This is a genomic window from Mesorhizobium sp. WSM3626, assembly GCF_000513935.1.
Classification (GTDB): Bacteria; Pseudomonadota; Alphaproteobacteria; order Rhizobiales; family Rhizobiaceae; genus Mesorhizobium; species Mesorhizobium salmacidum.
Window position 1 is genome coordinate 39,924 of record NZ_AZUY01000009.1, and the last position, 18,073, is coordinate 57,996.

The following is an 18,073-nucleotide window of genomic DNA, read 5'->3' on the forward strand; positions in this document are numbered from 1 at the left end:
ACATATTGAAACGCACTGCAAGTGTCATCATTGCACACGAGACCGGGGAGCGGAGAGAAAAGTGACCGATATCTTGGCGGAACAGGCGCTTCTTCCCAACGGCTGGCACGACAATGTGCGGATCACTTTCGCCAATGGGCGCATTGCGGCCGTAGAGCCTGGGAGCACCGCGTCGCCTGGTGACGAACGCCATGCCATTCTCCTGCCAGGCATGACCAATCTGCACAGCCACGCCTTCCAGCGCGGCATGGCAGGGCTCGCCGAGTTGCGCGGGCCCTCCGCCGACAGTTTCTGGAGCTGGCGCGAGGTGATGTACCGCTTCGCGCTGTCGATGACTCCGAACCAGGTCGAGGCGGTGGCAGCGCAGCTCTACGTGGAAATGCTGGAGGCCGGTTTTTCGCGCGTCGGCGAATTTCATTATCTGCACCATGACCGTGACGGACAACCCTATGCCAACCCAGCCGAGATGGCCGAGCGCATCGCTGCCGCGGCCGGCGAAACGGGGATCGGCCTGACGCTGTTGCCTGTGTTTTACGCACATTCCTCCTTCGGTGGTGCCGCGCCAAACGAAGGCCAGCGCCGATTCATCAACGATGTGAATCGGTTCGCCCGGCTTGTTGAGAAAAGCCGGGAATCTGTTCGCTCTTTGAATCAAGCGATTGTCGGCGTTGCCCCGCACAGTCTGCGGGCCGCGACGCCTGAGGAACTCACGGCGATTGCGGCCATGGCGCCAAACGGGCCAATCCACATCCATGTCGCCGAGCAGGTGAAAGAAGTCGAAGACTGCCTTGCCTGGTCCGGCGCGCGTCCGGTCGAATTTCTGCTTGGGGCTGCCGATGTCGACCAGCACTGGTGCCTGATCCATGCCACCCACATGACCGATGCTGAAACCATCGGCATGGCCAGGAGCGGCGCCATTGCCGGCCTTTGCCCGATCACGGAGGCCAATCTCGGCGACGGCACCTTTGCCGCGCCTTTGTTCAGGGAGCATGGCGGCCGCTTCGGTGTCGGCTCCGATTCCAACGTGCTGATCGGCCTGCCCGACGAATTGCGCCAGCTCGAATATTCGCAGCGCCTCGCGCACCGCGCCCGCAATGTGCTGGCCGTGGCTGGCGGCTCGACCGGCCGCGCGCTGTACGACGCAGCGCTTAACGGCGGCAGCGTCGCGCTTGGCGCCGGCGCATCGCAAATCGCGCCTGGTGCATCCGCCGATCTCATCTCGCTCGACGCCGGCAACCCCTCGCTGGCCGGCAAAACCGGCGATGCGATCCTCGACGCCTGGATTTTCGCCAATGGCAGCAAGGTCGATTGTGTCTGGGTGCATGGCAAGAAACAGGTCAGTGATGGCAGACATGCCAAGCGCGAGGCCATCGCCGAACGGTTTCGCGGCGTGATGACAGCGCTTTCCGAGGGTTCACCCAGATGAGCATGGCTGAACCGACGGAGATAGACGACAGCGAGACCGTCTCGCTGCATCAGCGCATCCTTTCCGATATCCGGGAAAGAATTCTTTCCGGCACCTGGGTGCCCGGCCACCGTATCCCGTTCGAACATGAGCTGACCGCCGAATACAAATGCTCACGCATGACGGTGAACAAGGCTCTGTCCCAGTTGGCCAAGGCAGGTTTGATCGAACGCCGCCGCCGGTCGGGCAGCTTTGTCCGCCAGCCGCAATCGCAGGCAGCCGTGCTGGAACTTCACGACATCAGGATCGAAGTCGAGGCGCTCGGCCTGCCCTATCGCTACGAGCGGCTGGAACGCCTGAAGCGGCGCAGCAATGGGGAGGACAGGACGTTGCTCGAACTGTCCGCCACAGGTCCAGTGCTATGGCTCGAAGGTCTTCATTTTGCCGGCGAACGGCCATTCGCGCTCGAGCAACGTCTGATCAATCTTTCGGCGGTTTCGGAAGCCGGGGACGAAGAGTTTCTGGAAATCGCTGCTGGGCCTTGGCTGATCGACCGCGTGCCGTGGAGCGAGGCCGAGCATCGGATACGCGCCATGAGCGCTGACGACGCCATCGCCGATGCGCTCGACATCGATCCCGGGGCACCTTGCCTGGTGGTCGAACGCCGCACCTGGAGTGCCGAGCACCCGGTCACCCACGTGCGCTTCATCTATCCGGCGGAAAGCCATACGCTGGTGGCAAGGTTCACGCCGTCGCAGGGGTGAGTGATCTCCCCCTCGTCGTGGGGGAGATCGGCAGTTCTGACGTCGCGCCTTTACAACGCCGCGGTGATAATAATCTCGACCAGATATTCCGGGCCGGCGAGCTTTGCTTCGCCGGTGGCGCGGGCGGGCGTGTGGCCCTGCGGCACCCACTTGTCCCATTCGGTATTCATCTCGGCGAAGGTGCCCATGTCGGCCAGCCAGATGATCGCCTGGACGATCTTGGTCTTGTCGGTGCCGGCCTTGGCCAGCAATTCGTCGATGGTCGCCAGAATATCGCGGGTCTGCGCGGCGACGTTGCCGCCGGGTTCGCCGACCTGGCCGGCCAGGTAGACGGTGTTGCCGTGGATGACGATCTGGCTCATGCGCGGGCCAACATCGATGCGACGAATGCTCATTGCGAGTTCCTTCCGTTGTGGTCGCGCCTCTTTAGAGTCGCCGTCCGCTTCGGGCAAGGCCGGCTGAACCGAAACCGCTTGAGCCAATTGCTCCATCCAGGGCCAGGCGCCTACACGGCGAGTTGACCACCGCGACGCAATTCCGCCGGATTGGCTTGTTGACTAATGTAATAACATCACATATCCAAACGGCCGCACCTTAGCCGGATTTGGTTTCCCACGGAACGATATGACCCAGACCTGCCTGACATTCCGTGACCTGACGTTGGGCTACAACAGCCATCCCGCGATCCATCACCTCGATGGCGCGATCCGCAAGGGCTCGCTGACGGCCGTGGTTGGGGCCAACGGCTCTGGCAAGTCGACGCTGATGAAGGGTATTGTCGGGGTGCTGAAGCCGATGGCAGGCGAGGTCATTCGCGCGCCGGGCGTGCGGGCGGCCTACCTGCCGCAGCAATCGGAACTCGATCGCTCCTTTCCCGCCCGCGTTGTCGATCTGGTCTCGCTCGGCCTGTGGCCGAAGCGCGGCATGCTTGGCCGCTATACGGGGGAAGATCGTGAGGCCGTCAGCCAGGCTTTGATGGCCGTCGGCCTCGGCGGCTTCGAGAAGCGGCCGATCGACACGCTGTCGGGTGGCCAGTTGCAGCGCACGCTGTTTGCCCGCGTGCTGTTGCAGGATGCCGACCTGATCCTGCTCGACGAACCGTTCAACGCCGTCGACGCCAAGACGGTCGGTGACCTCATTGCCTTGATCAAGCGTTGGCACGGCGAAGAGCGCACCATCATGGTGGTGGTTCATGATCTCGATCTGGTGCGCCAGAATTTTCCCGAAACACTGCTGCTTGCCCGTCAGCCGGTTGCCTGGGGCGAGACCCGGGAGACGCTGAAACCGGAGAACCTGCTGCGCGCGCGCCGCTTCCACGAAGCCTGGGAAGAGAACGCGCCCTGGTGCGAGCCTGACGAGCACGCTCATGACCATGATCATCATGGCCACGACCGCGATCATCACCATGGCGCCGGACCGAGGGCTGCCTGATGGACGCGCTCTACAGTCTTTTCATCGCACCTTTCGCCGATTTCGGCTTCATGCAACGGGCGCTGTTCGGCTCGCTGATGCTGTCGCTCGGCGCCTGCCCGATCGGCGTCTTCCTGATGCTGCGGCGCATGAGCCTGTCGGGCGACGCGATGGCGCATGCCATTCTGCCGGGCGCGGCCGCGGGTTTCCTGTTCTACGGGCTGGAAATCCTGCCGATGACCATTGGCGGCCTGATCGCCGGCATCATCGTGGCGCTCGGCGCCGGTGCCGTGTCGCGCTTCACCATCCAGCGCGAGGACGCCTCGATGGCCGCCTTCTACCTGATTTCGCTCGCCATCGGCGTGCTGATGGTGTCGATCCGCGGCTCCAGCGTCGACCTCATGCATGTGCTGTTCGGCACGGTGCTGGCGCTCAACAACGAGGCTTTGACGCTGATTGACGGCATCGTCGCGGTGACGCTGGTCAGCCTTGCCATCTTCTGGCGGGCGCTGGTGGCCGAATGCCTCGACCCGCTGTTCCTGCGTTCGGTCAGCCGCATGGGCAGCCCGGTGCATTTCATCTTCCTCGGTCTCGTCGTGCTCAACCTCGTCGGCGGCTTCCAGGCGCTCGGAACTTTGCTTTCCGTCGGATTGATGATGCTGCCGGCGGCAGCCGCACGCTTCTGGACGACGCGCGTCGAACCGATGTGCGTGCTGGCCGTACTGATCGGCTTTGCCTCCTGCATCGCCGGACTGCTCTTGTCCTATCATGCGTCGCTGCCATCCGGCCCTGCCATCATTCTGTCGGCTGGCGTCGTCTATTTCGCCTCGATCCTGTTTGGCACGCGCGGCATCCTGCGCGCCCGCATCATCCATCACCGTCACAGAACGGCCTGATCCCCCGCCCTAAAGGAGACCCGCTTATGCTCAAATCGATCCGTGCCGCCCTGACGATGAGCGTTATAACATTTGCCGCCTTTAGCGCGTCATCGGCTTTCGCCGCGCCGCTGAAAGTGGTCGCCAGCTTCACAGTCATTGCGGATTTCGCCAAGAATGTCGGCGGCGACCGCATCGCGATCACCACGATCGTCGGCCCAGACGGCGACGCCCATGTCTACGAGCCGAGCCCTGCCGACGCGGTGGCCATGGCCAAGGCCGATATCGTGCTGGTCAACGGCCTGCACTTCGAAGGTTTCCTGCAGCGCCTAGTCGATGCCAGCGCCACCAAGGCCTCCATTGTCACCTTGACCAAGGGCGTGACGCCGATCGACTTCAAACCTGAATTCGCCGACGCCGATGCGGCCGAGGGTGCCGGCACCGGCGGCGGCAAGACGGTCACCGATCCGCACGCCTTCCAGTCGATCGCCAATGCCAAGATTTATGTGAAGAACATCGCCGAAGCCTTTTGCGCGGCCGACAGCGACGGCTGTGTCAGCTACCAGACCAATGCCGCCGCCTACACCAAGAAGCTCGATGCGCTGGAAGGCGAAGTGAAGGCGGCGATCCAGTCGATCCCCGAAGCAAAGCGCGTCGTCATCACCTCGCATGACGCCTTCGGCTATTTCGAACATGAATACGGCCTGACCTTCCTCGCTCCGCAAGGCATCTCGACCGATTCCGAACCGTCGGCCGCCGATGTCTCCAAGCTGGTCGAGCAGGTGAAGCAGGACAAGGCCGCGGCCATCTTCGTCGAGAACATCACCAACCCGCGCCTGATCGAGCAGATCGCCAGCGAGACCGGTATCAAGGTCGGCGGCACGCTCTACTCGGACGCGCTGTCGCAGCCCGACGGCCCGGGCTCGACCTATATCGACATGATGCACAACAACATCCGTCAGATCAAAGGTGCCATTCTAGGCAGCTGAATTTGATCCGCACCCAACCGGGCCGTATCGGCCTGGTTGGATTTTCTGGCGCGCCATGTCTATTTGGCAGAGAATTCCGTCGATGCGGATTGCCGTGCCCACCGGGCAATGGCAAGACTGCCGCCAAACCAGATTGCGAGGACATGAGCCATGGAATATCGCCAGATCAGCGAGGACTATTCGGTCTCCGGTCAGATCCAGCCCGAAGATGTCGCCACCATCAAGGAAGCCGGCTTCAAGAGCGTGATCTGCAACCGGCCGGACGATGAGCAGCCCGGCCAACCTTCGGCGGACACGCTCAAGGCAACGGTCGAAGCCGCTGGCCTCGCCTTCCGCTACATCCCGGTGATCAGCGGCCAGATGACCGCCGAGAATGTCGAGGACCAAGCAGAAGCGCTCGATGAGCTCCAAGGCCCGGTGTTTGCTTATTGCCGCTCCGGCGCGCGCTGCACCAATCTGTTCCTGGCGATACAGCAGTCGAAGGGTTAGATCGGCAGCGCCCCCGTTTCCTTCAGCGTCTCCAGCACGATCGCCGTTTTCACATGCTGCACGGATTCATGCGGCAGGAGTACGCCGTTGACGAACTCCGACAACGATTTGAGATCGGGCGTCACCACCTTCAGGATGTAATCCATCTCGCCGGTCAGCGCGTGCGCCTCCTGCACTTCCGGCAAGCGCGCCACCAATTCGCCGAAGCGCCGGGCGTTGTCGCGGTTGTGAGTGGCCAGCGTCACTGAAATGACGTTGACCAGCGAGAAGCCGAGCCTGTCGCGGTCGAGCACGGCGCGATAGCCCTTGATATAGCCATCTTCCTCCAGCCGCTGCCGGCGGCGCGAGCATTGCGATGCCGACAGGTTCACCCTTTCGGAAAGGTCGTTGTTGGTGAGCCGCGCGTCGCCCTGCAAGAGCGCCATTATCTTGCGGTCAAACTGGTCAATGCGCGTTTCATCCATGGTTTTTTCTCACATCATGCATGCTTCACGCATGACATCACCATTTCAAGCGTTTGAATGCAAGCACCATGCACAGGCTCCGCGCTATGATGGCGTTGGATGGCCTTTTTAGGCCAAGCAGCTTCCGGAGGAATTATCATGGGTCCCTTCCCACACGACGCCCCGCCCGCCACGATCAGCAAGGACAACCCTGCCGGCACCGATGGCTTCGAGTTCGTCGAATTCGCGCATCCGGAGCCCAAGAAGCTAGCCGAACTGTTCACCCGCATGGGTTATATGGCGGTAGCCAGGCATCGCACGAAGGACATCACCGTCTGGCGCCAGGGCGACATCAACTATGTCGTCAATGCCGAGCCCGGCTCGCACGCGATGAAGTTCGCCGACAAGCACGGCCCTTGCGCGGCCTCGATGGCCTGGCGGGTGGTTGATGCCAAACATGCTTTCGAGCATGCGGTGTCGAAGGGCGCCACGCCTTATGAAGGCGACGACAAGGCACTCGACGTGCCGGCCATATCAGGCATCGGCGGTTCGCTGCTCTATTTCATCGCGGCCTATGGCAAAAAGGGCTCGGCCTATGATGCCGAGTTCGAATGGCTGGGCGAACGCGACCCGCGACCGCAGGGCGTCGGCTTCTATTACCTCGACCACCTGACCCACAATGTCTATCGCGGCCAGATGGACAAATGGTGGGACTTCTATCGCAATCTGTTCGGTTTCAAGCAGATCCATTTCTTCGACATCGACGGCAGGATTACCGGCCTGGTCAGCCGCGCCATCACCTCGCCCTGCGGCAAGATCCGCATTCCATTGAATGAGTCCAAGGACGAGACCAGCCAGATCGCCGAATACCTGAAGAAGTACAATGGCGAAGGCATCCAGCACGTCGCTGTCGGCACGGACGACATCTACGCCGCCACCGACAAGCTCGCCGAGAACGGGCTGAAATTCATGCCCGGCCCGCCTGAGGCCTATTATGAGATGTCGTATGACCGCGTGAACGGCCATGACGAGCCGATCGAGCGGATGAAGAAACACGGCATCCTGATCGACGGCGAAGGCGTGGTCGATGGCGGCACGACCAAGATCCTTCTGCAAATCTTTTCGAAGACCGTGATCGGGCCCATCTTTTTCGAGTTTATCCAGCGCAAGGGCGATGAAGGCTTTGGCGAAGGCAATTTCCGCGCGCTGTTCGAATCGATCGAGCAGGACCAGATCAAGCGCGGCGTCATCAAGGTTGACGGCAAGGCGGCGTAAAAGTGAAAGCTCGTTTGCGGTTCGATCAGCGTTGACCTAAGTTCCGGCCATAAGAGGTCGATCTGTGAACGTCTCCATAACTGCAGCCGGAGCCAAACTGTCGGAACTGGTGAGACGCGCGAAAGCTGGCGAGGAGATCGTGCTCACGCGACGCGGGAAGGCCGTGGCGCGTCTCTTGCCGCCGCCGGGGAAGGAAGACCTTTTGCCACGCATCGGCGCCTTGAAGGGCAAGATTCGTATCGCCGATGATTTTGACGCCCTCGGCCCTGAATGGGCCGAGTATTCGAGATGACGGCTAGAGCCCCAGCCGCTCGACCTCTGTCTCCCTCAGATTGAAATCGTAATCGAGCAGGAACTCGTCCAACTGGGGCGGAGCGACCGAGCTACCCGAGAGCATGGCGTGGACTTGGCCGCGATGATGGATGTCGTGCAGGAAGACGTGCGCCAGGATATCGCCAATGCGTTCTGGGATCATGCCGTCCTCGCGCCGGTCGGTGATGACGCGACGATCGAGATCGGTCTCCGACAGCCCATCGCAGAAGGCGATCAGCCGCCGGTCGGCCGCAAGCTGAGCCACGCAAAGCTCCGGCGCAGCATCGAAAGGCACGAAGTCATCGTAGGCAGCGGCACCGACGCCGCCTTCTTCGAGAAAACCGAGATAGAGCTGATCGACCGCGAGGACATGGTTGAGCGTTGCCTTGATCGACGGAAAAAAGCTGGTGCGCTCGGCCTCGAACTCACCGGGCTTCAGCGCAAGCACGGCTCGATAGAGCCGGTCGTTCGACCACAAATTGTTGCGCGCCATGCGGCGAAGATGCTCGAGCAGGGTCATTCTTCCTCCTTGCGCTCACCGCTCGTATTTCTCCACCGTCTGCTCGATGGCGCCGAAAATCGAGGCTCCGGTCTTCGACTTCATCTCGATGCGCACCGTATCGCCGAAGCGCAGGAACGGTGTCTTCGGCTCACCCCCTTCAATGGTCTCGATCATGCGCAGTTCGGCGATGCAGGAATAGCCGGCGCCGCCCGCCGAGACTGGCTTGCCCGGGCCGCCGTCGAGTTTGTTGGATACCGTACCCGAACCAATGATGGTGCCTGACACCAGTGGCCTTGTGCGGGCGGCGTGAGCGATCAGGGCCGGGAAATCGAAGGTCATGTCGATACCGGCATTGGCGCGGCCGAACGGCTTGCCGTTGATGTCGGCGAGCAGCGGCAGGCTGACCTTGCCGCCATCCCAGGCGTCGCCCAGTTCATCCGGCGTCACCGCGACCGGAGAGAAGGCGGAGGATGGTTTCGATTGGAAGAAGCCGAACCCTTTGGCGAGTTCCGGCCCGGTGAGCGCGCGTAGCGTGACATCGTTGACCAGCATGACCAGCCGGATCGCGGCGCGTGCCTGATCGAGGCTGGCGCCCATCGGCACATCGTCGACGATGACGGCAATTTCGGCCTCCATGTCGACGCCGAAGGCTTCATCGGCCATGCGGATCGGGTCACGTGGCGCCACGAAGGAGTCCGAGCCGCCCTGGTAGATCAGCGGGTCGGTCCAGAAGCTCGCCGGCATTTCGACGCCACGCGCTTTCCGCACCAGTTCGACATGGTTCACATAGGCGGAGCCGTCGGCCCATTGATAGGCGCGCGGCAGCGGCGAATGCGCATCGTGTTCGTGGAAGCGAGCTGCCGGCATCGCATTGTTCTCCAGCGATTCCGCGATTGTCGCGAGATGCGGCGAGATCCTGCGCCAGTCGTCGAGTGCCGCCTGCAGCGTGCGCGCCAGGAACGAGGCGTCGGTGTATTGCGTCAGGTCGCGCGAAACCACGACGAGTTTCCCGTCGCGCGTTCCGTCCTTCAGCGTGGCAAGCTTCATGCGGTTCCCTCTCCTGAGGCGGCCTTGGCGCCGCTTTGATTTCTTGTCTCACGCATGATCTTTTCCGAAAACCGGTTCCCACTTTTCGCTGACGCGGTCCTTCGGTTCGGGATCATGCTAGCTCCACAACAAGGCCGTCCCGGGCGATCGTCAAGTCGCCGATCCATGTTTTCCTGACGGCGTCGATCCAGTCCGCCTCTGCGATCTCTGCATCGTCGGCCGGAATGAGGTGATTGAGCACCAGCCGCTTTACGCCGGCATCGCCGGCGATACGACCGGCCTCCTCGGCAAAGCTGTGGCTGGCGAGCAGATGTTCCCTGAGCCGCGCGCCATTGCCGGTTCTGGCGACCAGCCGTTCGATGCCTTCTTCCAGCATGGCTTCATGGACCAGGATATCGGCACCTTCGGCGAAATCGGCGAGCGGCGGGAAGAACGCTGTATCGGCAGAGAACACCACGCTTTTTGCGCCATGCTCGAAGCGCAGGGCAAAGCAGTCGGTCACTGGTGGGTGGTCGACGCGCAGCGCCGTCACCTTCAGGCCGCGTTGCTCGACCACACGGCCCTCGCCGAATTCGTCTACAGAAACCAATTCGCGAATGTCGGGCCGGCCTTCATCGACGATGCGGATCTCGATATCGAATTCCATTGACTGACAAAAGCGCCGCCAGTAGTGGCCGACCCCAGGCGGGCCGAACACGGTGACCGGCGTCGCCAGGCCAGCCGTCCAGGCGGTGTGGATCAGCGGACCCAGTTCCAGCACATGGTCGGAATGCAGGTGTGTGATGAAGATCAAGTCGAGCGCCTTCAGGCTGACACCGGCATCGACCAGGCCGCGCGTGACGCCAAGCCCACAATCGACGACGATCGCTCGCCCACCGATCTCGAGCAGCGACGAACTCGGCCACGGTCCGCCCGGCCGCAGCGCAGGACCGCCCTTGGAGCCTAGCAGCACCAGCCGATCCGGCGTTGGCTTGCCGCTCAAGACCAGTCGCCCTCGGGCGTGCCGTTGAAGCGTTTCTTCAGGTCGGCCCAACAGTCGATGTAATTGTCCTGCCGGGTTTCGAGTTCGGCACCGTAGCGGGTCAGCATTTGCGGAAAGCGGGTCTCGAACATGAAAGCCATGGTGTTGTCGAGCTTGACCGGTTTCAGGTCGGCGCGCGAGGCCTTATCGAAGCCAGGCGCATCCGGGCCATGGGCCAGCATCAAATTGTGCAGGCTGATGCCGCCGGGAACGAAACCCTCCTCCTTGGCATCGTACTGGCCGTGGATCAGCCCCATGAACTCGCTCATGATGTTGCGGTGATACCAGGGCGGCCGAAACGTATCTTCGGCCACCAGCCAGCGCGGCGGGAAGATGACGAAGTCGATATTGGCGGTGCCTTCCTCGCCGCTCGGCGCGGTGAGCACGGTGAAGATCGACGGGTCGGGATGGTCGAACAGCAGCGCACCGACCGGCGAAAAGGTCGCCAGATCATATTTGTAGGGGGCGTAGTTGCCGTGCCACGCCACCACGTCGAGCGGCGAATGGCCGATCTCGGTGACGTGAAAATTGCCGCACCATTTCACGATCAGCCGGCACGGCATCTCTTTCTCCTCGAACCAGGCGCAAGGCGTCTTGAAGTCGCGCGGATTGGCCAGGCAATTGGCGCCGATCGGTCCTCGATCGGGCAGCGTCAGCTTGGCGCCGTAATTCTCGCAGACATAGCCGCGCACTTCGGCGTCGACCAATTCGACCTTGAAGACGAGGCCGCGCGGCAGCACCGCGATCTCACCTGGCCTGAGTTCAATGACGCCCATTTCGGTGACGAAGCGCAAGCCGCCCACCTGCGGCACCACCAGCAACTCGCCATCGGCATTGAACAAATGATCGTCGACCATCGATGTGTTGGCGACATAGACATGGGCGGCCATGCCGGTCTGCCCGAGCACGTCACCGGCCGTGGTGATGGTGCGCATGCCCTGGATGAAATCGGTCGGTTCGTTCGGCATCGGCACCGGATTCCAGCGGTACTGGCCAAGCGCCAGCTCATGATCGCCGACATTGGGGGCGGTCTTCCACAGGGGGTAGCTGGCGGCCTTGAACCGGCCCGTATGCTTGACGCTCGGCCGGATGCGATAGAGCCAGGAGCGCTCATTGGTGCCGCGCGGCGCGGTGAAGGGCGAACCGGAAAGCTGTTCGGCATAGAGGCCGTAGGCCGGCCGCTGCGGCGAGTTGCGCCCCTGCGGCAGCGAGCCAGGCAGTGTCTCGGTCTCGAAGTCGTTGCCGAAGCCCGGCATGTAGGAAAAGGCCATCGCTTCCTCCCGGATTGACCAAACTGGTTTCATTTGTAACCATTGAAAATGTAACTATCAATCTTCCGTTTTTCCCGGGTACGGACAATGGACATTCTCGAACTCGAAAGCTTCCTGCCCTACCGGCTCTACCGTCTTGCCGATGCCGTCAGCCGCGAATTCTCGAAGGTCTATAAGGACCGCCATGGCCTGACCCGGCCCGAATGGCGCACGTTATCGGGATTGGGACAGCGCGGCACGATGACCGCGACGGAACTTGGCGAGCAGTCGGCCATGCACAAGACCAAGGTCTCGCGCGCCGTGGCCGAGTTGGAACGGCGGCGCTGGTTGATGCGAACGGCTGACGAGAACGACCGCCGCGTCGAGCACCTGACACTGACCAAGACCGGGCTTGCGGCCTATCGCGAGATGGTGCCGCTGGCGAAGGCGTTTGAGAGGGAATTGCTGGCGAAGTTTGGCGTGGACGAACGTGCGGCGATTATGAGCGGGGTGGCGGCACTGGAGATGGCGTTGGAAGGAAAATAGAGTTGATAGGCTGGCAGGACAGAGGGGGCGCGAAGGAACTCCACATCTCTGTCGACGCGTCTCACCAGTCCATCACCACCTTGCCCGAACTGCCGCTCCTCATCGCATCGAACCCAACCTGGAAATCATCGACGCCGATGCGATGCGTGATTAGGCCGGTCACATCGAGCGGGCCCTGTACCAGGGCGATCATCTTGTACCAGGTCTCGAACATTTCGCGACCATAGATGCCCTTCAAGTGCAGCATCTTGAAGATGACCTTGTTCCAGTCGATCTCGAAGCCGGTCGGCGCTATGCCGAGGATGGCGATCTTGCCGCCATTGTTCATGGTGTCGATCATGTCGCGGAAGGCGGGCGCGGCGCCCGACATTTCGAGACCGACGTCGAATCCCTCGGTCATGCCGAGCACCGGCATGACATCGCGCAGCTTTTCCTTCGAGGCATCGACGACATGTTGGACGCCGAGCTTTTTCGCCAGCGCCAGCCGCACCGGGTTGATGTCGGTGATGACCACCTTGCGCGCGCCGACGCACTGCGCCACCAGCGCGCCCATGATGCCGATCGGTCCGGCGCCGGTGACCAACACATCCTCGCCGACCAGATCGAAGGACAGCGCCGTGTGGACGGCATTGCCCAAGGGGTCAAAGATCGCGGCAATCTCGTCTAGAACATCGTCGGGAATCGGCACGACATTGTGCTGCGGGATCGCCAGATATTCGCCGAAGGCGCCAGGACGGTTTACGCCGACGCCGAGCGTGTTGCGGCACAGATGTCCCCTGCCCGCACGACAGTTGCGGCAGTGGCCGCAGACAATGTGGCCCTCGCCCGACACGCGCTGGCCGACCTTGTATTCGGTAACCGCAGCACCAAAGTCGGCGACCGTTCCGACGAATTCATGGCCGGTGACCATCGGCACCGGCACCGTCTTCTGCGCCCACTGGTCCCAATTGTAGATATGCACGTCGGTGCCGCAGATCGCTGTCTTCTTGACCTTGATCAACACGTCGTTGGGGCCGATCTCCGGCACCGGCACCTCTTCCATCCAGATGCCCGGCTCGGCCTTGGCCTTCACCAGCGCCTTCATCATGTTCGACATTCTTTTGTCCCTTGAATCTCTTGATCCGGAATCGCTTTTCGGCGCCGGCCGTTCAGGAAATCACGCCCAATTCCCTACCGACCGCACCGAATGCCTCCACCGCGCGGTCGACATCAGCGCTGGAATGCGCCGCCGACATCTGGGTGCGGATGCGCGCCTGGCCTTTCGGCACGACCGGGAACGAAAAGCCGATGACATAAATGCCACGCTTCAGCATGCGCGCGGCCATCTCCTGGGCCAGCGTCGCATCACCGAGCATCACCGGTATGATCGGATGATCGGCGCCTGCCAGCGTGAAGCCAAGCTTGCCCATCTGGGACCGGAACCGCGCCGCATTGGCATATAGGCGCTCGCGCAAGGCATCGCCATTGCGGATCAGGTCGAACACCTTGATCGAGGCGCCGGCGATCGCCGGCATCAGCGTGTTGGAAAAGAGATAGGGCCGCGAGCGCTGGCGCAGCCAGTCGACGACCTGGCTTTTGCCAGAGGTATATCCGCCGGAAGCGCCGCCGAGCGCCTTGCCGAGCGTGCCGGTGATAATGTCCACCCTGCCCTCGACGCCGCAATGTTCGGCCGAGCCGCGGCCGTTTGAACCGACGAAACCAACCGCATGGCTGTCGTCGACCATCACCATCGCGTCGTATTTCTCGGCGAGATCGCAGACACCTCGGAGATTGGCGATGATGCCGTCCATGGAAAACACGCCGTCGGTGGCGATCAGCCGGAAGCGGCAATCCTTCGCTTCCTGCAATCGCGCCTCGAGATCGGCCATGTCGTTATTGGCGTAGCGGAAGCGTTTGGCCTTCGACAGCCTGACACCATCGATGATCGAGGCGTGGTTCAACGCATCCGAGATAACAGCATCCTCTTCGCCAAGCAACGTCTCGAACAGGCCGCCATTGGCGTCGAAGCAGGAGCCGTAGAGGATGGTGTCCTCCAGGCTGAGGAAGGATGAAATTGTCGCCTCGAGCTGTTTATGCTCTTCCTGCGTGCCGCAGATGAAGCGCACCGAGGCCATGCCGTAGCCGTAGCGATCGAGCGCCTGCGTGGCCGCCGCGCGCAGGTCCGCGCTGTCGGCAAGGCCGAGATAATTGTTGGCGCAGAAATTCAATACTTTCTCGCCACCGACCTCGATTTTGGCCGACTGCATCGAGGAAATCACCCGCTCGGACTTGTAGAGGCCGGCGGATTTCAGCCCTGCAAGCTCGCTGTCGATATGGGAGAGAAATGCTGCGGTCATGATCAGGCCTCGTTTGACGTGGGCAGACTGTCGTCCCGCCGGCGCAAAAAATCCATCGCAAAAGCGACCGGATCAGGTGGCCGGGCAGCATCAGCCGGGATGCAATGGACATTGCCCAAGTGACGGCCCGGGAACGCATGGACTGACGAATGCTCAAAAGCGGGCTTGCGGCGAAAGAAGCCGATAACCATTTCGCGATTTCTCCCCGCCTCCCCCTTGCCGGCCGGCCGTCGACTTCCGGTCCTGTTAACGTTTGCAGTTCAATGGTGCTCATACAGAAATCCGTTGGCGAGAGGACTGCCCCCAAACATGTCTCAGCAGCCGGTGCAAACCGTTTCAGGCAAGCTCATACTGCTGATCAAAGCTGGCTACTGGCTGGCGCTGCTGATCATTGCCGCCATGGTGGCGGCCTCCTTCGTCCTGCTGCAGCAGACGATGGCCACGCAGCAGCACAACAACACGCTGCTCGACATCGTCGGCACGCAAAAAACGTTATCGCAGCGCATCGTTTTCCTTGCCAGCGCAACGGGCGCCGCCTCGCGCGACAAGCAGCCGGCGCTGGTCAGCGCGCTGAAGCAGGCCACGGCTGAGTTCGAGACAAGTTATGATCTGCTGCTCAAGCAGACAGGCGCGGATCCGCAATCGCCTGCCAAGCTCGATCCGAAGTCGATCGAGAGCGTGCTTTTCGCCAAACCCTTCCATCTCGACTATTTCTCGGTTGGCCTGATCGCCAATGGCGATCGGCTGGTCTCGGCCTTTGAATCGCAACTCAACCAGCTCGACAATGGGGGCTACAAGGGCGGCGCCGAACGAGTCAACCTCGATGCCTCGGTCGCCAATGCCACGCTGTCGGGCTATGCCGCGCTTGGCCAGCGCATCAGTGCGGATGCCGACGAGCGCTCCGAGAAGCTGCTCACCCTCCATCGCACGCTGTTCTACGCCACCCTCGGCGTCATCCTGCTGGTGGCGCTGTTCATCTTCAGGCCGATGTCCAACGCGATCCTGCGCAAGACACGTGAACTGGTCGATGCGCGCAATTCGATGGCCTTCATCGCGGTGCATGACGGCCTCACCGGCCTGCACAACCGCACCTTCTTGACCGACCATTTCGAGACGCTGATCAAGGGCGCGCATCGCCGGCGCGAACGCCTGGCCGTGGTCCAGCTCGACCTCGACCGCTTCAAGCAGATCAACGATACGCTGGGTCACGCCGCCGGCGATTATGTCCTGGTGGTGACCGCACAGCGCATGCGCGATTCCTGCCGGGCGTCGGATCTGTGCGCGCGGCTTGGTGGCGACGAATTCGTGATGATCCTCAACGGAGCCGGCAACACCGAGGACATCAACATGCTGGCACGGCGCATCCTGGTGCACATCAATGAGCCCATCGTATTCCAGGGCACCACCATCCTTCCGGGCGCCAGCGGCGGCATCGCCGTCTATCCGATCGATGCCGACAATGCACAAGACCTGCTCGTCCATGCCGATCTGGCGCTTTACTCCGCCAAAAAAATGGGGGGCGGCAACTTCTCGTTCTTCTCAGAGGAACTGCGCCGCGAGCTCGACTACCGCAAGCAGCTCGAACACGACATCAAGGTCGCCATTTCCGAGAAGGCATTCCAGGTCTATTTCCAGCCGCAGGTCTCGCTGACCGACGGCACCATCAGCGGCATCGAAGCGCTCGTGCGATGGAACCATGCCGAGCGCGGCATGATCTCGCCGGGCGAGTTCATTCCGGTCGCCGAGAAATGCGGCTTCATGCCGGAGATCGGCCGCATCGTGATCAGCAAGGCGATCAACGAGGCCGCTGAATGGAACCGTGCCGGGATTGCCTTCGGGCGGCTTGCCGTCAATGTCTCGGGCACCGAGCTGCGCGAGCACGATTTCGATGCGTTTCTGTTCGAGACGTTGGAGAAGGCCGGACTGCCGCCGCAGAAACTGTCGCTGGAAATCGTCGAATCCGTCATTCTCGACGACGAGAAGACAGGCATCGCGGCGAAGCTGCGCCACATCAGGGCGGCCGGCGTGCATCTGGAGCTCGACGATTTCGGCACCGGCTATGCTTCGCTCAGCCACGTCAATCCCAACGAGATCGACCGGCTCAAGATCGACCGCCGCTTCGTCCAGAACATCCATGAGAATGGAGACAACTCCAAGATCGTGCGCGCCATCACGGAGCTTGCCCGGGGGCTGGGCATCTCCATCGTCGCCGAGGGCGCCGAAACCGAGGCGGAACTCGATTCGCTGATGGCAATCGGCTGCGACCAGGTGCAAGGCTATTCGATCGCTTTTCCGATGCCGCATGACAAGGCGCTTGAATGGCTGACCGCCCGCATGCCGAAGAAAGCCAGGCTGACGGTATTGCAGGGAAGCCTGGCGTAGGTAGAGCCCGGCCAGCCTTGACAAGTAGCCGCGAAAATGGCGGCCTGCCCTGATCGCAACGGGATAGCGGCCGCATGACGTTCCTTCGGCTTGCCCTGGCAGCCATGTTGATGCCGGCGTTGCCGGCCTATGGCGCGGATCGCACCATCTATCTCACCTTCGACGACGGTCCGCTGAACGGCACAAGCAACATCCTCGACGTCTTGGAGGCGGCGCAGGTTCCGGCAACGCTGTTCATGGTCGGCATGCATGCCGAAGCCAGTGCGTCCAACAAGGCGTTGGTACGGCGCGCCAAGGCGATGCCGCTGGTGACGATCGGCAACCACAGCTACAGTCACGCCTACAATCACTACCGGCACTTCTATGGCGATACGGAAGGCGTGGTTGCCGACATGCTCAAGGCCAATGCCGTATTGGGCCTGAAGCCGGCGGTGCACGTGTAGCGCGCAAAATCGTTTGGCACCTCCGCGCAACTTCATTTGGCATCAGTTAGGCGCGGTTATAATGGCCTTTGAACGGCCATTTAGCGGTCAGCCAGGTACTCGTCGCTGGCGGCAACGAACCGGGTGAACTCCCGCTCGATCTCAGCCACGGCCTCGTCCTTGCTGTCGGCCCGGCCTCTTGCCCCGTTCTGACGCTTTAGGAGGGCATCGTGGTAGTACAGGCCCCAATGCCAGGCGCCGGCAGACGGGCCGTGCTGGTGCTTCATTATCCGGCCGACATCATTGCCAATGAAAGACGCCGCGAAGTCGTATGGCGCCGCGCGGCCGCCGATGACGGTGCGGGCCCATGACAACCGGACCCGCGCCCCCCGCTGCAGGATGAACTTGAACGCGTCGTGCCGCGCCTCAAAAGTCGCCAGCACCGTGGGGCCGTCGTCCACGACCTGGAAGCCGCGCTGATAGGCAAAACGAACCGTCAGGCGATCTATGGCCATCACACAATCCTCCCGTCCTCGTGGCGCATGCCTCGGCCACGACCGGTTCAACCAACATTAGGGGGCATTTGCTCCGGCGGGAATGTTGGT

At 62.0% G+C, this 18,073-nt stretch carries 20 protein-coding genes; 11 read left to right on the forward strand and 9 right to left on the reverse strand.

Annotated features, from left to right (window positions below; all coding sequences use genetic code 11):
* Nucleotides 1-61 precede the first annotated feature (61 nt).
* Entirely contained in the window at nt 62-1,426 is a 1,365-nt protein-coding gene (locus M653_RS0109335) for a formimidoylglutamate deiminase (RefSeq protein ID WP_027143111.1), read from the forward strand.
* A gap of 2 nt (nt 1,427-1,428) precedes the next feature.
* The gene (hutC, locus tag M653_RS0109340; RefSeq protein ID WP_156938179.1) at nt 1,429-2,169 is read left to right on the forward strand and encodes a histidine utilization repressor; all 741 of its coding nucleotides are present in this window, start codon (nt 1,429-1,431) and stop codon (nt 2,167-2,169) included.
* Nucleotides 2,170-2,219: 50 nt separating this feature from the next.
* On the opposite strand, the gene M653_RS0109345 is transcribed toward hutC, so the two are convergent.
* Entirely contained in the window at nt 2,220-2,564 is a 345-nt protein-coding gene (locus M653_RS0109345) for a RidA family protein (RefSeq protein WP_027143113.1), read from the reverse strand.
* A gap of 229 nt (nt 2,565-2,793) precedes the next feature.
* Here M653_RS0109345 and aztA point away from each other — a divergent pair, with 229 nt between their 5' ends.
* From aztA to M653_RS0109365, 4 genes are all read left to right on the forward strand, one after another.
* Nucleotides 2,794-3,600, forward strand: a complete 807-nt coding sequence (gene aztA, locus M653_RS0109350) for a zinc ABC transporter ATP-binding protein AztA (protein ID WP_027143114.1) — start codon at nt 2,794-2,796, stop codon at nt 3,598-3,600.
* Nucleotides 3,600-4,475, forward strand: a complete 876-nt coding sequence (gene aztB, locus M653_RS0109355) for a zinc ABC transporter permease AztB (protein WP_027143115.1) — start codon at nt 3,600-3,602, stop codon at nt 4,473-4,475. Before aztA ends, aztB begins: the two co-directional genes overlap by 1 nt.
* 26 nt (nt 4,476-4,501) lie before the next feature.
* Complete coding sequence (gene aztC, locus M653_RS0109360) at nt 4,502-5,443, forward strand: zinc ABC transporter substrate-binding protein AztC (RefSeq protein ID WP_027143116.1); 942 nt, start codon at nt 4,502-4,504, stop codon at nt 5,441-5,443.
* Between the two features lie 150 nt (nt 5,444-5,593).
* Nucleotides 5,594-5,932, forward strand: a complete 339-nt coding sequence (locus M653_RS0109365; RefSeq protein WP_027143117.1) for a TIGR01244 family sulfur transferase — start codon at nt 5,594-5,596, stop codon at nt 5,930-5,932.
* On the opposite strand, the gene M653_RS0109370 is transcribed toward M653_RS0109365, so the two are convergent.
* Nucleotides 5,929-6,396 (reverse strand): Lrp/AsnC family transcriptional regulator, encoded by a 468-nt coding sequence (locus M653_RS0109370; RefSeq protein ID WP_027054987.1) that lies wholly within the window; start codon nt 6,394-6,396, stop codon nt 5,929-5,931. The genes M653_RS0109365 and M653_RS0109370 overlap by 4 nt on opposite strands.
* 138 nt (nt 6,397-6,534) lie before the next feature.
* On the opposite strand from M653_RS0109370, the gene hppD reads away from it, so the two are divergent.
* Together hppD and M653_RS0109380 are read left to right on the forward strand one after the other, a co-directional pair.
* Nucleotides 6,535-7,650, forward strand: coding sequence for a 4-hydroxyphenylpyruvate dioxygenase (hppD, locus tag M653_RS0109375; protein WP_027143118.1), 1,116 nt, complete (start codon nt 6,535-6,537; stop codon nt 7,648-7,650).
* A 64-nt stretch (nt 7,651-7,714) separates the two neighbouring features.
* Entirely contained in the window at nt 7,715-7,942 is a 228-nt protein-coding gene (locus M653_RS0109380; RefSeq protein ID WP_027143119.1) for a type II toxin-antitoxin system prevent-host-death family antitoxin, read from the forward strand.
* A 3-nt stretch (nt 7,943-7,945) separates the two neighbouring features.
* On the opposite strand, the gene M653_RS0109385 is transcribed toward M653_RS0109380, so the two are convergent.
* From M653_RS0109385 to hmgA, 4 genes are all read right to left on the reverse strand, one after another.
* Entirely contained in the window at nt 7,946-8,482 is a 537-nt protein-coding gene (locus tag M653_RS0109385) for a DinB family protein (protein WP_027143120.1), read from the reverse strand.
* Between the two features lie 15 nt (nt 8,483-8,497).
* Nucleotides 8,498-9,511 (reverse strand): fumarylacetoacetate hydrolase family protein, encoded by a 1,014-nt coding sequence (locus M653_RS0109390; RefSeq protein WP_027143121.1) that lies wholly within the window; start codon nt 9,509-9,511, stop codon nt 8,498-8,500.
* 112 nt (nt 9,512-9,623) lie between these two features.
* Nucleotides 9,624-10,493 (reverse strand): MBL fold metallo-hydrolase, encoded by an 870-nt coding sequence (locus tag M653_RS0109395; protein WP_027143122.1) that lies wholly within the window; start codon nt 10,491-10,493, stop codon nt 9,624-9,626.
* The gene (gene hmgA / locus M653_RS0109400; protein ID WP_027143123.1) at nt 10,490-11,803 is read right to left on the reverse strand and encodes a homogentisate 1,2-dioxygenase; all 1,314 of its coding nucleotides are present in this window, start codon (nt 11,801-11,803) and stop codon (nt 10,490-10,492) included. The genes M653_RS0109395 and hmgA overlap by 4 nt, the downstream gene beginning before the upstream one ends.
* An 87-nt stretch (nt 11,804-11,890) precedes the next feature.
* On the opposite strand from hmgA, the gene M653_RS0109405 reads away from it, so the two are divergent.
* The gene (locus tag M653_RS0109405) at nt 11,891-12,328 is read left to right on the forward strand and encodes a MarR family transcriptional regulator (protein WP_027143124.1); all 438 of its coding nucleotides are present in this window, start codon (nt 11,891-11,893) and stop codon (nt 12,326-12,328) included.
* Between the two features lie 61 nt (nt 12,329-12,389).
* Here the strand turns inward: M653_RS0109405 and tdh are convergent, their stop codons facing one another.
* Both tdh and M653_RS0109415 read right to left on the reverse strand, forming a co-directional pair.
* Nucleotides 12,390-13,424, reverse strand: coding sequence for an L-threonine 3-dehydrogenase (tdh, locus tag M653_RS0109410; protein ID WP_027143125.1), 1,035 nt, complete (start codon nt 13,422-13,424; stop codon nt 12,390-12,392).
* 52 nt (nt 13,425-13,476) lie between these two features.
* Nucleotides 13,477-14,664: a glycine C-acetyltransferase gene (locus tag M653_RS0109415; protein ID WP_027143126.1), complete on the reverse strand. Its 1,188-nt coding sequence runs from the start codon at nt 14,662-14,664 to the stop codon at nt 13,477-13,479.
* A gap of 309 nt (nt 14,665-14,973) precedes the next feature.
* Between M653_RS0109415 and M653_RS0109420 the strand changes: the two genes are divergently transcribed.
* Entirely contained in the window at nt 14,974-17,046 is a 2,073-nt protein-coding gene (locus tag M653_RS0109420) for an EAL domain-containing protein (RefSeq protein ID WP_027143127.1), read from the forward strand.
* Nucleotides 17,047-17,120: 74 nt separating this feature from the next.
* Nucleotides 17,121-17,489 (forward strand): polysaccharide deacetylase family protein, encoded by a 369-nt coding sequence (locus M653_RS01000000132265; RefSeq protein WP_032935165.1) that lies wholly within the window; start codon nt 17,121-17,123, stop codon nt 17,487-17,489.
* Between the two features lie 80 nt (nt 17,490-17,569).
* On the opposite strand, the gene M653_RS0109430 is transcribed toward M653_RS01000000132265, so the two are convergent.
* The gene (locus tag M653_RS0109430) at nt 17,570-17,983 is read right to left on the reverse strand and encodes a hypothetical protein (RefSeq protein WP_027143128.1); all 414 of its coding nucleotides are present in this window, start codon (nt 17,981-17,983) and stop codon (nt 17,570-17,572) included.
* Between the last annotated feature and the right edge of the window lie 90 nt (nt 17,984-18,073).